The following is a 13,625-nucleotide window of genomic DNA, read 5'->3' as shown; positions in this document are numbered from 1 at the left end:
CCTTAAGCTTGTTTCATCTGTTGGTGATGGCGTCGTTCACCCAGCATCACGATAATCAGCAGCAGAACCGCCAGCACGCTGCCGCCGATCATCACCATAAAGCCGCCGTCCCAGCCGAAGAAATCGACGGTATAGCCAACGATGGCGCTCGCGGCCACGGAGCCGCCGAGATAGCCAAACAGGCCGGTGAAGCCCGCGGCGGTGCCGGCGGCTTTTTTCGGCGCCAGCTCCAGCGCATGCAGGCCAATCAGCATCACCGGACCGTAAATCAGGAAGCCGATGATGATCATACAGGCCATATCCACGCCCGGGTTACCCGGCGGGTTCAGCCAGTAGACGACGGTGGCGATGGTGACCAGGGTCATAAAGAAGACGCCGGTCGCGCCGCGGTTGCCTTTAAACACTTTATCCGACATCCAGCCGCACAGCAGGGTGCCCGGGATCCCCGCGTATTCATAAAGAAAGTAGGCCCAGGACGATTTATCCAGCGCGAAGTGCTTAACCTCTTTCAGGTAGGTCGGCGACCAGTCAAGAATGCCGTAGCGCAGCAGATAAACAAACACGTTGGCGACAGCGATGTACCACAGCAGCTTGTTCGGCAGGATGTACTGCATAAAGATCTGCTTTGCGGTCAGCTCTTCTTCGTGCTTCTCGCTGTAGTCGTCAGGATAATCGTTTTTGTACTCTTCGATCGGCGGCAGGCCGCAGGACTGCGGAGTATCGCGCATCATCGCGAAGGCGAAAATCGCCAGCAGGATCGCGCCGAAAGCCGGCATATACAGCGCCGCGTGCCAGTCGTTAAACCACGCCATCCCCAGCAGAAACAGCAGCGGCGGGATCCCGCCGCCGACGTTGTGCGCGCAGTTCCATACTGAAACAATACCGCCGCGCTCTTTCTGCGACCACCAGTGCACCATCGTACGTCCGCACGGCGGCCAGCCCATCCCCTGGAACCAGCCGCACAGGAACAACAGGACGAACATCACCATAATGCTGGAGGTCGCCCAGGGGACGAAGCCCATCACCAGCATCACCAGCGCGGCAAGGATCAGGCCTGCCGGTAAAAAAATGCGCGGATTCGAACGGTCAGAAACCGAGCCCATGATGAATTTCGAAAATCCGTAGGCGATAGAGATACCGGAAAGCGCAAAGCCGAGATCGCCGCGGGAGAACCCCTGCTCGATAAGATAGGGCATCGCCAAAGCAAAGTTCTTACGAACCAAATAGTAAGCGGCATATCCGAAGAAGATACCGATAAAGATCTGCCAGCGTAATCGACGATATAGCGGATCGATTTCCGCCGTTGGCAAACGCGCTTTATGCGCTGCGGGTTTAAATATACTTAACATATCAGCCTCCGTGGCCATTGCTGTTCTTCTGACGTCGTCGCAAAAAAACGTAATTTATTCACTGACTTCTGATTTGGTCGCGATAGTAGGCAAAGCGTAAATCTAATACTGTGAAATGTCGCACACTTTGTTACAGAAATATGACAGAACTTTCCAATATGCGCATAAAGTCACAACAAACGCTCGAATTACGCGCAAATATGCTCGAAATCAAACATTATACGTGGTCGATATGGCTAAATGATGTAAAACGAACACAGAGGACAGGGAGATGGCCGATAGTCGTGAATATGACGTCATTATTATTGGCGGCGGTGCCACCGGCGCCGGGATCGCGCGCGACTGCGCGCTGCGCGGGCTGAAGGCGGCGCTGGTTGAGCGCTACGATATCGCCACCGGGGCGACCGGCCGCAACCACGGCCTGCTGCACAGCGGCGCGCGCTATGCGGTAACCGATAGCGAATCGGCGCGGGAGTGTATCAGCGAAAACCGCATCTTACGCCGCATCGCCCGGCACTGCATTGAGCCCACCAGCGGCCTGTTTATTACCTTGCCGGAAGACGATCCGGCGTATCAGCACACCTTTATCACCGCCTGCCAACAGGCGGGTATTGAGGCCCAGCCTCTGACGCCCGCCGAGGCGCTGCGCATTGAGCCTGCGGTTAACCCGGCGCTGCTCGGCGCGGTGCAGGTCCCCGACGGCACCGTCGATCCTTTCCGCCTCACCGCCGCAAATATGCTCGATGCCCGCGAACATGGCGCCGCTATCCTCACCGGCTGCGAAGTCACCGGCCTGCTGCGTCAGGGCGATCGCGTCCATGGCGTCACGATCTACAACCATCAGCTCCGTGAATCGCGCACGCTGCGCGCGCAGGTGGTGGTCAACGCCGCCGGGATCTGGGGGCAGCGCATCGCAGAGTATGCCGACCTGCGCATCTCGATGTTTCCGGCAAAAGGATCGCTGTTAATCCTCGACCACCGCATTAACCGTCAGGTTATCAACCGCTGCCGCAAACCGGCTGACGCCGATATCCTGGTGCCCGGCGATACTATTTCGCTGATTGGCACCACTTCGATGCATATTCCCTATGACGAAATTGACGACAACCGGGTAACGGCCGAGGAGGTCGAAACGCTGCTGCGCGAAGGGGAAAAGCTGGCGCCGATCATGGGGCGGACGCGGGTACTGCGCGCCTACTCCGGCATACGTCCGCTGGTCGCCAGCGATGACGATCCCAGCGGGCGCAGCGTCAGTCGCGGTATTGTGCTGCTCAACCACGCCCGGCGCGACGGACTGGAGGGCTTTATCACCATCACCGGCGGTAAGCTGATGACCTATCGTCTGATGGCGGAGTGGGCCACGGATGCGCTCTGCCGCAAGCTCGGAAATACCGTCCCCTGTACGACCGCCGATACGCCGCTGCCGGGCTCGCAGGAGCCGGCGGAAGCCACGCTACGCAAAATCATCTCTTTACCTGCGTCGCTGCGCGGGTCGGCCATCTATCGCCACGGCGATCGCACCCCGGCCTGGCTTGGCGATAGCCGCCAGCACCGCAGCCTGGTCTGCGAATGCGAGGCGGTGACCGCCGGCGAGGTTCAGTACGCGGTCGAAAACCTGGCGGTGAAAAACCTGCTCGACCTGCGCCGGCGCACCCGCGTCGGCATGGGAACCTGTCAGGGCGAACTGTGCGCCTGCCGCGCCGCCGGGCTGCTCGCGCGTTTTAACGTCACCACTTCCGCGCGATCCCTTACCCAGCTGTCTCAATTTTTGAACGAACGCTGGAAAGGCGTCCAGCCGGTGGCCTGGGGGGACGCGCTGCGCGAAAGCGAGTTCACCCGCTGGGTCTATCTCGGCCTGTGCGGATTACAAAAGGAGCATCAGGATGAAGTTTGATTGCGCCATCATCGGCGGCGGCCTCGCCGGACTGCTCTGCGGGCTGGCGCTCAACCAGCGCGGCCTGCGCAGCGTGATTATCAGCCGCGGCCAAAGCGCCCTGCACTTCTCTTCCGCCTCGCTGGATTTGCTTACCACGCTGCCGAATGGCGACACGGTCACCGATGTCGCTCACGGCATCGGCCAGCTGGCCCGCCAGCTTCCCGAACATCCCTATGCCAGGCTCGGCGCCGAACGGGTGATGGATTACGCCCGCCAGAGTCAGGCGCTGTTTGCCGACTGCGGTATCGCCATGCAGGGCGACGCCAGCCAGCCGCATCTGCGCGTGACGCCGCTGGGAACCTTACGCGCGGCCTGGCTATCTCCGCAGGAAATCGCCACCGCGCCGCTGCCCGCCAGCGGCGTCGGCGTGATCGGCATCAGCGGATTCGGCGACTTCCAGCCGCATCTTGCCGCCGCCTCGCTGAACCAGTACGGCGTTAACGCCGAAGCGCAGGAGATAGATTTACCGCTCCTTGATGTTCTGCGCGATAGCCCATCCGAATTTCGCGCCGCCAATATCGCCCGCCGTCTGGATGATGAAACGCAGTGGCCGGCGCTGCTGGCGGCGCTGCGCCCGCTGGCGCAGCGGCACAGTTTCATTATCATGCCCGCCTGCTTCGGCCTCGCCGACGATCGCCTGTACCAGTGGCTACAGCAGCGTCTTCCCTGCCCGCTGCGCCTGCTGCCTACGCTGCCGCCGTCAGTGCCGGGGATGCGCCTGCACGCCCAGCTCCAGCGGCATTTTATCCGCGGCGGCGGTACCTGGCTTACCGGGGACGAAGTCATCAATATCAGCCAGCAGAACGGTATCGTTAATGCTATCTGGACGCGCAACCACGGTGATATCCCGCTGCGCCCGCGCTTCGCGGTGCTGGCCAGCGGCAGCTTTTTCAGCAATGGTCTGGTCGCCGAACGCAGCGGCGTGCGCGAGCCGATTCTTGGCCTTGACCTACAGCAGACGCTGCCGCGGGAGAGCTGGTATCAGCAGGACTTTTTTGCTTCCCAGCCCTGGCAGCGTTTCGGCCTGAAAACCGATACGGCTCTGCGTCCGCAGCTTCAGGGACAGACGCTGGAGAATCTGTTCGCCGTAGGCGCGATCCTCGGCGGTTTTGACGCCATCGCGCTGGGATGCGGCGGCGGCGTTTGCGCGGTGACCGCGCTGCATGCCGCTGGGTTAATCGGCGAGCTTGCCGGAGGTGAATCATGAACGACACGCGCTTTGAACACTGTATAAAATGCACCGTTTGCACCACCGCCTGCCCGGTTAGCCGGGTTAATCCGCGCTATCCCGGGCCAAAACAGGCCGGGCCGGACGGCGAACGCCTGCGCCTGAAAGACGGCGCGCTCTACGACGAGGCATTGAAATACTGCATCAACTGTAAACGCTGCGAAGTTGCCTGCCCTTCGGACGTCAAAATTGGCGATATAATCCAGCGAGCGCGCATGGAGTACGGTCGGCAAAAGCCCACGCTGCGCGATGCGATCCTCAGCCATACCGACCTGATGGGCACCCTCTCCACGCCCTTTGCCCCGCTGGTGAACGCCGCCACCGGGCTGAGGCCGGTACGCCAAATCCTTGATGCCGCGCTTAAAATCGACCACCGCCGCACGCTGCCGAAATATGGCTTTGGTACCTTTCGCCGCGCGTATCGTCAGCTGGCCGCCCGGCAGGGGCAGTACGCCGAACAGGTGGCGTTTTTTCACGGCTGCTATGTGAACTACAACAATCCGCAGCTGGGCAAAGATCTTATCCGGGTGCTGAACGCCATGGGCATCGGGGTGCAGTTATTGAGCAAAGAGAAATGCTGCGGCGTACCGCTGATTGCCAACGGTTTTTTTGCGAAAGCGCGCAAGCAGGCGCTGAGCAACGTCATCGCGATGCGGGAAAATAGTCTGCCCATTATTGCGACTTCATCGACCTGCACCTTTACGCTGCGCGATGAATATCCGCATCTCCTTGATATCGATAATCACGATATCCGCGACCGGATTGAGCTGGCGACTCGCTGGCTATGGCGTCAGCTGGATAATGGGCGGCCTCTGAAGCTAAAAACGCTGCCGCTGAAGGTGGTCTATCACACGCCCTGCCATATGGAAAAAATGGGCTGGTCGCTGTATACCCTTGAGCTATTGCGGCTGATCCCCGGCTTGCAGCTGGAGGTACTCGACTCGCAATGCTGCGGTATTGCCGGCACATACGGCTTCAAGGCGGAGAACTACGACTCATCGCAGGCGATGGGCGCGCCGCTGTTCCGGCAAATTGAGGAGAGCGGCGCGGATCTGGTGGTGACCGACTGTGAAACCTGCAAATGGCAGATAGAGATGTCCACCAGCAAACGCTGCGAACACCCCATCACCCTGCTGGCACAGGCACTGGCCTGACGCCAGCGCCAGCACCGGGGGGCTAGTAGCTCCCCTTTCCCTCCGCCTGTTCGGCTATCGGCTTGAACATCGCCAGCCGTTTATCCAGCGCGCTGGTGTAAAGGTTGGTATCGACGCCAACGGCAACAAAATTCGCCCCCCACGCCAGCGCTTTGTGCGCCATCTCCGGATCGACGGCAAGGAATCCGGCCGCCTTACCCGCCGCGCGAATGCGGCGGATGCTCTGTTCAATAACCCGCTGCACTTCAGGATGACCGGCGTTATCCGGGTAGCCCAGCGAGGCTGACAGGTCCGCCGGGCCGATAAACACGCCGTCAATGCCCTCCACTTCAAGGATCGCATCCAGATTATCGAGGGCCGTTTTACTCTCTACCTGAATCAACAGGCACAGCTCATCGTTGGCCTGCGCCATATAGTTTTCGACCCGTCCCCAGCGCGCGGCGCGGGCCACTCCGGCCCCCACCCCGCGGGTACCCAGCGGCGGGTAGCGGGTAGCCGAGACAATCTCCCGCGCCTGTTCGGCGGTATCGACCATGGGGATCAGCAGCGTTCTGGCGCCGATATCCAGCACCTGTTTAATCAGGCTGCGATTGCCCTCTACCGGGCGAATGACCGGCTGGCTGGCGTAGGGCGCAATGGCCTGCAGCTGATGATAAAGATCCTGGATGGTATTGGGCGCATGTTCGCCGTCAATCAGCAGCCAGTCGTAACCCGAGGTGGCGGCAATCTCAGCCATATAAGAAGAGGTCGAGCTCAGCCACAGGCCAATTTGCGCTTCCCCTTGTAATAATCCCGCTTTAAATGGGTTCGATAAAATTGCGTTCATAGTTCTCCCTTACATTAATGCTGTACGCTGCCAGCCTGCGGCACGGCGCGGTTCACGCGCAGTGAAAAGATAATAACCACCCCGACAATCGCCACGCAGGCGAGCGTCACTAATCCGGCAGAATCACTGGCGAACATGGTTTCAGCCTGGACGCGGATAATGGGCGCCAGAAACCCGCCGATAGCGCCGAACAGGTTCACAAAGCCGATGCCAGCGGCCAGCGCCGTACCGGACAACAGCTGCGTCGGCATGGTCCAGAAGACCGGCTGCACGGCAATGACGCCGACGGCGGCAACGCACAGCGCGATAATCGCCAGCACCGGCGACACCAGCCCGGAGACCGCAATGCCAATTGCCGCCGCCAGCAGGGTGAATGCCGCCACATTACGCCGCTCGCCGGTGCGGTCGGAGTAGCGCGGAATCAGCCAGGTACCGAACAGCGCCGCCACCCACGGGATCGCGGTCACCACCGACGCCACGAACCCCACCTTGGTGCCGAGCAGCGCGGCAACCTGGGTTGGCAGGAAGAAGATCAGGCCGTAAACCGCCACCTGAATGGTGAGATAGATAATCGCCAGCTGCCAGACGCGGCCGTTGCGCAGCGCATCGGACAAACGCGAGGTCACCTTTTTCTGCTCTTCGCTGGCCAGCTCGCTGATTAACGCCTGTTTTTCGGCAGCGCTCAGGAAGCGCGCCTTTTGCGGCGTATCGTCGAGCCAGAAGAAGGTGAAGAACCCCGCGCCGACCGCCAGCAGCCCCTCAATGATAAACATCCAGAACCAGCCGGGATGCCCCATAAAACCGTGCATTTCCAGCAGCGCGCCGGAGAGCGGCGACCCGAGGGTCAGCGCCAGCGGCGCGCCCATATAAAACAGCCCCATAATGCTGGCGCGGTTCTGCTGCGGAAACCACTGGGACGTCAGGTAGATCATGCCCGGGAAAAAACCCGCTTCCGCGGCGCCCAGCAGGGTGCGCACCAGCAGAAACTTCGCTTCGGTATCCGCCCACGCCATCGCCGCGGAGAGAAGCCCCCACAGCAAGGTGGTGCAGCCGATCCACTTTCTTGCGCCGAATTTGCGCATCAGCAGGTTAGCGGGCACCCCGAGAAAGGCGTAGACCACAAAGAAAATCCCCGCCCCCAGCGCATAGGCTTCGTTGCTCAGGCCGGTATCCAGCTGATAGGTCTCTTTGGCAAAGCCGATATTCGAACGGTCAAGAAACGCCAGCACGTACAGCGCCAGCATAAAGGGGATCAAACGGGCGCGGTTTTTCTTCACCACGCTCTCAAGCAAGGCGTTGCTCATCGTAATATCCTCAACAATAGGCCGCACATCTGCGCTGTGCGGCACGACGGGATCAGTGGCTATAAGGACGTTTCAGATTACAGTCGCGGTTCAGCTCCACGCCGAAGCCCGGTTTGTCCAGCACGGTTTTATGAATGCGCCCGTTCACCGGTACCGGCTCATCAACCAGAATCGGGTCAAACTGCGGACGCATCGTTGAGCAGTCCGGGCTGGTCATCAGGAATTCGCTAAACGGCGTGTTGGTAAAGGTAATAACCGCATGATGCGAATAGACCGACGAGCCGTGCGGCACCACCAGCTGGCCGCGCGATTTGGCGATCGCCGCAATCTCCACCAGCGTGGTCAGGCCCCCGCACCAGCCTACGTCAGGCTGCATAATATCGATGCCGGTTTCCGACAGCGTGCGGAAGGATTGCAGCGTGCCGTGGTGCTCGCCGCTGGTGACCATCATGCCGGCCGGGGCATTGCGTTTCAGCTCGCGATAGCCTTCATACTGCTGTGGCGGCAGGCACTCTTCGATCCACTTAAGATTAGAGGGCGCGCAGGCGTGGGCCAGTTTAGTGGCGTAGTTAACGTCCTGGCTCATCCAGCAGTCCAGCATCAGCCAAAAGTCCGGGCCGCACTTTTCGCGCATATCGGCCACCATGGCGGCATCTTTGCGGATCCCCGCGTCGCCATCGTGCGGCCCCCAGTGGGTCGGCATCTTGCCGCCAATAAAGCCCATCTCTTTCGCCAGGTCCGGACGCGCCCCGGTGGCGTAGAACTGAATTTCATCGCGTACCGCGCCGCCCAGCAGTTTGTATACCGGTAATCCCACCACTTTGCCGAACAGATCCCACAGCGCCAGGTCGACGCAGGAAATCGTATTCATCACCAGGCCGCCGGATCCGGAGTAGTACAGGGTGGCGTTGAGCATCTGGTCATGGATCAGTTTGATATCGCTGACGCACTTGCCTTCGATAAAGCGGTTGAGGTGTTTTTCCACGATAAAGCAGCCCATCTCGCCGGCGGTCGATACCGCAAAACCGGTCTGCCCGTTTTCGGCTTCGACCTCAACGATCAGCGTGCCGAGAACGTTGATGCCAAACGACTGGCGGGACTGTTCATACTGTTTATATTTGCTCATCGGCGTGGCGATATGATCGTCAATCCAGTGATTTGCCCCCTGGTCATGATAATCGCCGCCGCCAGCGCCTTTCTCTGCGGTAGCACCGCCGATAAACCAGGCGCGGACGTGTTTAATTTTCGGTAGGGTCATGATCTTCTCCTTATTATGAGGCTTGTTGTTCGAAGGGGCTTTTCCACCCCAGCAGACGGGAAATATCTTTGGCGCAGGCAATCGCCCTACCGGCGAGGTAATCGCGATTGTCTTCATTGATTTGCAGACGGGTACCCACCACGGAAATGGCGGCGGTCAGCTCGTTATTGGCATTAAAAACCGGCGCCGCCACGCAGCGAACATCGGGATAGTCTTCGCCGTTATCAAAGCTCCAGCCGCGGGCGCGAATACGGCCCAGTTCATCACGAAGCTGTTGGGCGCTGGTGATGGTGGTTGGCGTCGCCCGCTCCCACTGCAGCTCGCTGATAATCGACTCCTGAACCCGCTCGGGCTGCCAGGCCAGCAGGCATTTACCAATGCCGGAACGATATAACGACAGGCTCTTACCTTCGTGCGAACGCACGCTGATGGTGGCCGGGGATTCAATCTTCAGAATGTAGTAGGCGTTGCCGCTGTCGATGATGCCCAGGTGGCAGAGCAGCCCGCACTGATCCATCAGCTGCGTCAGGCGCGGGCGCGCCAGTTCGCGCAGGTCCATTTTGCTCAGCGCCTGCCCGGCCAGCTCAACCAGCTTGGTCCACAGGCAGTAGTTATCCTGATTATCCATGCTGAGGAAGCGCTGTTTTTTCAGCTCTCCCAGCAGCAGATAGGCGGTGCTTTTCGGAATACCCAGTTCGTCAATAATGGTCGCCGCGCTGCAGGGGCCGATGCGGGCGATCAGATTGAGAATATCAATGGCGCGGGTCAGCGCCGGGACTTTGCTTGATTCCAACATACTGGACTCCAATCCTGAATACTGGAATCAGTGTTGCGGTTGTCGGGCGTGTAAATTGTGAGCAACTTCAAATGACGACGCTATTCCAGCCGGGTGGACGTTCAGAGGGAGAAAAATGCGAGATAGTGCACAGAATATTTTAAAGCAAGTACAACAGGCTGGACTCATCGCGCGCCGGGAGGGGCTCCCGACGCGGAGGTGGGTTTACGCTGAGAGAGATTCGACGACGTAAATCCAGCCGTGTTCACCGGCCACCGGCTGGCCGTTCAGCCAGCGGCGCAGCATGTTGAGGGCCATCATCGCGCACACTTCCTGACGCACCTGGAGGCTGTGGCGGTTGGTGGTGAATTTCACCCGCAGCGCGTGGGTGCCGTCCGGCGTGGAAAGCGCAAAGTTCAGGTGATCGCTCTCCTGACCACTCACCGCCAGCGCCAGACCGGCAAAGTGTTTTTCGCGCCGTTCCGCCGCCCAGCGCGCAGACTGCGCCAGGGTCTCCTCCTGCGCCGGAATGACTTCGCTGGCCAACAGCGGAGCGTTGACGCGAGAAAGCTGAAGCGCCAGCAGCCCCCCGGTAAACTGCTCGCTCAGCGTCAGGCTTAGCTGACGCTGCTGCAGGCGACGGGCGATCTGCGCAGGCAGGCCTTCTGTACCTTCGAAAATCATGCTCTCTCCGGCCACCTTCTGCACTTCCGGCCACAGCGCCAGCATCGCCTCGCGCTGTTCGGCAGGCCCGGTCAGCTTCAGTTCGATAATCGGCATCGAGGAGCGATAGCCCATCACGACGCCCGGCGGCAGCTGCAGATGGTCGAGGCTCTGCGCCAGTTCGCTTTCGGAACGGCCGAAGGTGGTCAGGCGCAAACACAGCGGCGCAGCGGATAGCGGGAAACGTTCGCGCAGGCGCGGTAAGATTTCCTGTTCAACCATCACCTTAAATTCGGAAGGCACGCCGGGAGTAAAAAACATCAGGCAGCGGTTTAGCTGCACGGCAAAACCGCAGGCGGTCCCGACCGGGTTGTTGATCATCTCGGCGCTTTGCGGAATTTCCGCCTGTTTACGATTGCTGGCGGCCATGGGTCTTCCGCGCTCGGCAAAGAAACGGGTCATGGTTTCCAGCCAATCTTCGTGCAGAATTAACCCTTCGCCTTTGGCCGTCGCCGCGGCCAGCGCGCTCAAATCGTCGCTGGTCGGCCCTAGGCCGCCGTTAACGATCAGCACGTCAGCGTGTTCGCTGCGCTCGCGTAAAATCGCCACCAGGGAGTCGAGGTCGTCACCCACGGTATGGCGACGCTTTAAGGGTAATCCTTGATTAAAAAAGAAATCCGCCAGCCACGCGGCATTGGTGTCGATGATTTGCCCATGCAGCACTTCATCGCCGGTGGACAGCATTTCCACGTTTAACATTGTGAACTCCAGCCTGATAAGTAGAAATACTATATCGCAAAGCGGCTGGCGAAAAAGCCTGAAAATCAGGCGCGGCGGAATACCGCGCCGGAGAGATTAGAAGCTGGCGTTGACGCCGACGTACGGACCGTCCGCGACCGCGTTATCGCGGTTGCCGTCTTTACCCGCCAGGTTAAGGTAGCGGTAACCGGCTTCGATGCTCAGAGGACGCATAATAGTAAAGCGCGCGCCGGCATTGGCTTCCTGATAGCTGTCGATACCGCTGGAGAGTGAATCGGGAGAGTAATAGTATTCGCCGAACAGACGGAAGCTGTCGCCGATTTTCCACTGCAGACCGCCGCCAACCGCCGCCGCGTAGCCCTCATCGCCATTGTTCGGGTTGGTGTAAACGCCTTTTCCGCCCACGGTGGCCAGGAATGGCCCCAGGGGAATGTTCAGGCCCAATCCCAGCCCCGCCGCATCGCCGTCGTCATCATTGTGCAGCCAGTTGCCGGTTACCGCCAGGCCGGTCGATTCCGTACCGAATCCGACGCCAAGGTTAGTGTAGTGCTCGCCGGCCTGCCCGCTGACGCTGATCGCATTTGCCGCCGTCGAGACGAACATCATGCCGGCCAGGGCCATAAATATGCTTTTTTTCATTTTTATCTATCCAGAAAATAATAATAAGAAAATCCCAAAAAACCGCGAAATTGTACTGCTCCGTTTTAAGGAATCAATGCGTTATAGCGCGCTTTTACCGCGTGATTGTAACCAGTTGCTTCGGGAGCCTTGTTAACGGTCTCAGATATCAATTCAATAGTCAGGGTCAAATTGCTGGTTCTCAGCCTTTATTATACAAATAGGCTCCAGCTTATTTCGTCGTCGCAACGAGATGAATAAGTTACATAAAACTTTGTCAGGAGATAAAGATGAGCAAAAAAGGATTAACCACCGCCGCTGGCGCCCCGGTTGTCGATAATAATAATGTCGTCACCGCTGGCCCGCGCGGCCCGATGCTGCTGCAGGATGTCTGGTTTCTGGAAAAACTGGCCCACTTCGACCGTGAGGTTATCCCGGAACGCCGAATGCACGCTAAAGGCTCCGGCGCTTACGGTAAACTGACCATTACCCGCGATATCACCCGCTATACCCGCGCAAAACTGTTTGCCGAAATCGGTAAAACCACCGATCTGTTCCTGCGCTTCTCAACCGTCGCCGGAGAACGCGGCGCCGCTGACGCCGAGCGCGATATTCGCGGTTTCTCGATCAAGTTTTATACCGAAGAAGGCAACTGGGATCTGGTGGGCAACAATACGCCCATTTTCTACCTTCGCGACCCGCTGAAGTTTCCCGACCTTAACCACGTCGTGAAGCGCGACCCGCGCACCAACCTGCGTAACCCCACCTGGAAATGGGACTTTTTCTCCCTGCTGCCGGAAACGCTGCATCAGTTAACGATTGATTTCAGCGACCGCGGCCTCCCGCGTTCCTATCGCCATATGCACGGTTTCGGCAGCCACGCGTTCAGCTTTATTAATGCCGATAACGAACGTTTTTGGGTGAAATTCCACTTCAAATCCCAGCAGGGGATCGCCAACCTGATGGATGATGAAGCGAAACGCCTGGTGGCAGAGGACCGCGAGAGTTCACAGCGCGATCTCTATGAGTCGATTGAAAAAGGCGATTTCCCGCGCTGGACCTTCTACGTGCAGATCATGCCGGAAGCGGACGCCAGCCGGGTCCCTTATAACCCCTTCGATCTGACCAAAATCTGGCCGCACGCTGATTATCCGCTGATGGAAGTCGGCGTGCTGGAGCTCAACCGCAACCCGGACAACTACTTCGCAGAAGTTGAACAGGTCGCGATGAATCCGGCCAACGTGGTGCCCGGGATCGGCTTCTCTCCGGATCGCATGCTGCAGGGACGGCTGTTCTCCTACGGCGATACCCAGCGCTATCGTCTGGGCGTCAACCATCATCAAATTCCGGTCAATGCGCCGCGCTGCCCGTTCCATAACTACCACCGCGACGGCGCGATGCGCGTTGACGGCAATAGCGGCAACGGCGTCACCTATGAACCCAACAGCTTTGGCGCGTTTCAGGAACAGCCGGACTTTAGCGAGCCGCCTTTAAGCCTTGAAGGCGCGGCGGCCCACTGGAATCATCGGGAAGATAACGACTACTTCAGCCAGCCGCGCAGGCTGTTTGAGCTATTAAGCGAAGATGAACATCAGCGTATGTTCCAGCGTATCGCCAATGATATGCGGGATGTCCCTGAGTTTATTCAGCAGCGACAAATTGGCCTGTTCAGTGAAGTTCACCCCGACTACGGCGCGGGCGTAGCTGCGGCGCTGAAAGCCTTAAAGCACGGAGAGTAATGCTGATGGCAGCCCT

Annotated in this window: 11 protein-coding genes; 4 read left to right on the top strand and 7 right to left on the bottom strand. The window is 59.2% G+C overall.

From position 1 onward, the window contains the following. Positions 1 to 2: 2 nt before the first annotated feature. The gene (gene glpT / locus SIK97_RS07840) at positions 3 to 1,349 is read right to left on the bottom strand and encodes a glycerol-3-phosphate transporter (protein WP_004852762.1); all 1,347 of its coding nucleotides are present in this window, start codon (positions 1,347 to 1,349) and stop codon (positions 3 to 5) included. 271 nt (positions 1,350 to 1,620) lie between these two features. Here glpT and glpA point away from each other — a divergent pair, with 271 nt between their 5' ends. From glpA to glpC, 3 genes are read left to right on the top strand one after another with little or no spacing between them, the layout of a single operon-like run. Beyond that, the gene (gene glpA / locus SIK97_RS07835) at positions 1,621 to 3,243 is read left to right on the top strand and encodes an anaerobic glycerol-3-phosphate dehydrogenase subunit A (RefSeq protein WP_057173322.1); all 1,623 of its coding nucleotides are present in this window, start codon (positions 1,621 to 1,623) and stop codon (positions 3,241 to 3,243) included. Next, positions 3,233 to 4,492, top strand: a complete 1,260-nt coding sequence (gene glpB / locus SIK97_RS07830; protein WP_057173321.1) for a glycerol-3-phosphate dehydrogenase subunit GlpB — start codon at positions 3,233 to 3,235, stop codon at positions 4,490 to 4,492. The genes glpA and glpB overlap by 11 nt, the downstream gene beginning before the upstream one ends. Further along, positions 4,489 to 5,667, top strand: a complete 1,179-nt coding sequence (glpC, locus tag SIK97_RS07825) for an anaerobic glycerol-3-phosphate dehydrogenase subunit GlpC (RefSeq protein WP_049079640.1) — start codon at positions 4,489 to 4,491, stop codon at positions 5,665 to 5,667. The genes glpB and glpC overlap by 4 nt, the downstream gene beginning before the upstream one ends. A 22-nt stretch (positions 5,668 to 5,689) precedes the next feature. On the opposite strand, the gene yfaU is transcribed toward glpC, so the two are convergent. From yfaU to SIK97_RS07795, 6 genes are all read right to left on the bottom strand, one after another. Then, positions 5,690 to 6,493: a 2-keto-3-deoxy-L-rhamnonate aldolase gene (gene yfaU / locus SIK97_RS07820; RefSeq protein ID WP_025106698.1), complete on the bottom strand. Its 804-nt coding sequence runs from the start codon at positions 6,491 to 6,493 to the stop codon at positions 5,690 to 5,692. A 14-nt stretch (positions 6,494 to 6,507) separates the two neighbouring features. Then, on the bottom strand, positions 6,508 to 7,797 hold the full coding sequence (locus tag SIK97_RS07815; protein ID WP_004852770.1) for an MFS transporter: 1,290 nt from the start codon (positions 7,795 to 7,797) through the stop codon (positions 6,508 to 6,510). A gap of 52 nt (positions 7,798 to 7,849) precedes the next feature. Beyond that, the gene (gene rhmD / locus SIK97_RS07810) at positions 7,850 to 9,055 is read right to left on the bottom strand and encodes an L-rhamnonate dehydratase (RefSeq protein ID WP_014839100.1); all 1,206 of its coding nucleotides are present in this window, start codon (positions 9,053 to 9,055) and stop codon (positions 7,850 to 7,852) included. A gap of 13 nt (positions 9,056 to 9,068) precedes the next feature. Further along, positions 9,069 to 9,851: an IclR family transcriptional regulator gene (locus SIK97_RS07805; protein WP_004852774.1), complete on the bottom strand. Its 783-nt coding sequence runs from the start codon at positions 9,849 to 9,851 to the stop codon at positions 9,069 to 9,071. 204 nt (positions 9,852 to 10,055) lie between these two features. Further along, entirely contained in the window at positions 10,056 to 11,252 is a 1,197-nt protein-coding gene (locus SIK97_RS07800) for a nicotinamide mononucleotide deamidase-related protein YfaY (protein WP_049079639.1), read from the bottom strand. 96 nt (positions 11,253 to 11,348) lie between these two features. Continuing rightward, complete coding sequence (locus SIK97_RS07795; RefSeq protein WP_004123076.1) at positions 11,349 to 11,891, bottom strand: YfaZ family outer membrane protein; 543 nt, start codon at positions 11,889 to 11,891, stop codon at positions 11,349 to 11,351. A 269-nt stretch (positions 11,892 to 12,160) separates the two neighbouring features. Between SIK97_RS07795 and SIK97_RS07790 the strand changes: the two genes are divergently transcribed. Beyond that, complete coding sequence (locus tag SIK97_RS07790; RefSeq protein ID WP_047723175.1) at positions 12,161 to 13,609, top strand: catalase; 1,449 nt, start codon at positions 12,161 to 12,163, stop codon at positions 13,607 to 13,609. Positions 13,610 to 13,625 lie beyond the last annotated feature (16 nt).

Origin of the sequence: Klebsiella sp. JN_Kp126, from assembly GCF_033843325.1 — a bacterium.
Classification (GTDB): domain Bacteria; phylum Pseudomonadota; class Gammaproteobacteria; order Enterobacterales; family Enterobacteriaceae; genus Klebsiella; species Klebsiella michiganensis.
Note: the sequence above shows the minus strand (reverse complement) of the source record. Positions and strands in the feature narration are given on the sequence as shown.

What these genes read in the sequence shown, in the direction of transcription:
- SIK97_RS07800 (WP_049079639.1), bottom strand. Translation starts at nt 11,252, where the DNA reads ATGTTAAACGTGGAAATGCTGTCCACCGGCGATGAAGTGCTGCATGGG.
- glpT (WP_004852762.1), bottom strand. Translation starts at nt 1,349, where the DNA reads ATGTTAAGTATATTTAAACCCGCAGCGCATAAAGCGCGTTTGCCAACG.
- SIK97_RS07805 (WP_004852774.1), bottom strand. Translation starts at nt 9,851, where the DNA reads ATGTTGGAATCAAGCAAAGTCCCGGCGCTGACCCGCGCCATTGATATT.
- SIK97_RS07815 (WP_004852770.1), bottom strand. Translation starts at nt 7,797, where the DNA reads ATGAGCAACGCCTTGCTTGAGAGCGTGGTGAAGAAAAACCGCGCCCGT.
- SIK97_RS07790 (WP_047723175.1), top strand. Translation starts at nt 12,161, where the DNA reads ATGAGCAAAAAAGGATTAACCACCGCCGCTGGCGCCCCGGTTGTCGAT.
- glpA (WP_057173322.1), top strand. Translation starts at nt 1,621, where the DNA reads ATGGCCGATAGTCGTGAATATGACGTCATTATTATTGGCGGCGGTGCC.
- glpC (WP_049079640.1), top strand. Translation starts at nt 4,489, where the DNA reads ATGAACGACACGCGCTTTGAACACTGTATAAAATGCACCGTTTGCACC.
- SIK97_RS07795 (WP_004123076.1), bottom strand. Translation starts at nt 11,891, where the DNA reads ATGAAAAAAAGCATATTTATGGCCCTGGCCGGCATGATGTTCGTCTCG.
- glpB (WP_057173321.1), top strand. Translation starts at nt 3,233, where the DNA reads ATGAAGTTTGATTGCGCCATCATCGGCGGCGGCCTCGCCGGACTGCTC.
- yfaU (WP_025106698.1), bottom strand. Translation starts at nt 6,493, where the DNA reads ATGAACGCAATTTTATCGAACCCATTTAAAGCGGGATTATTACAAGGG.
- rhmD (WP_014839100.1), bottom strand. Translation starts at nt 9,055, where the DNA reads ATGACCCTACCGAAAATTAAACACGTCCGCGCCTGGTTTATCGGCGGT.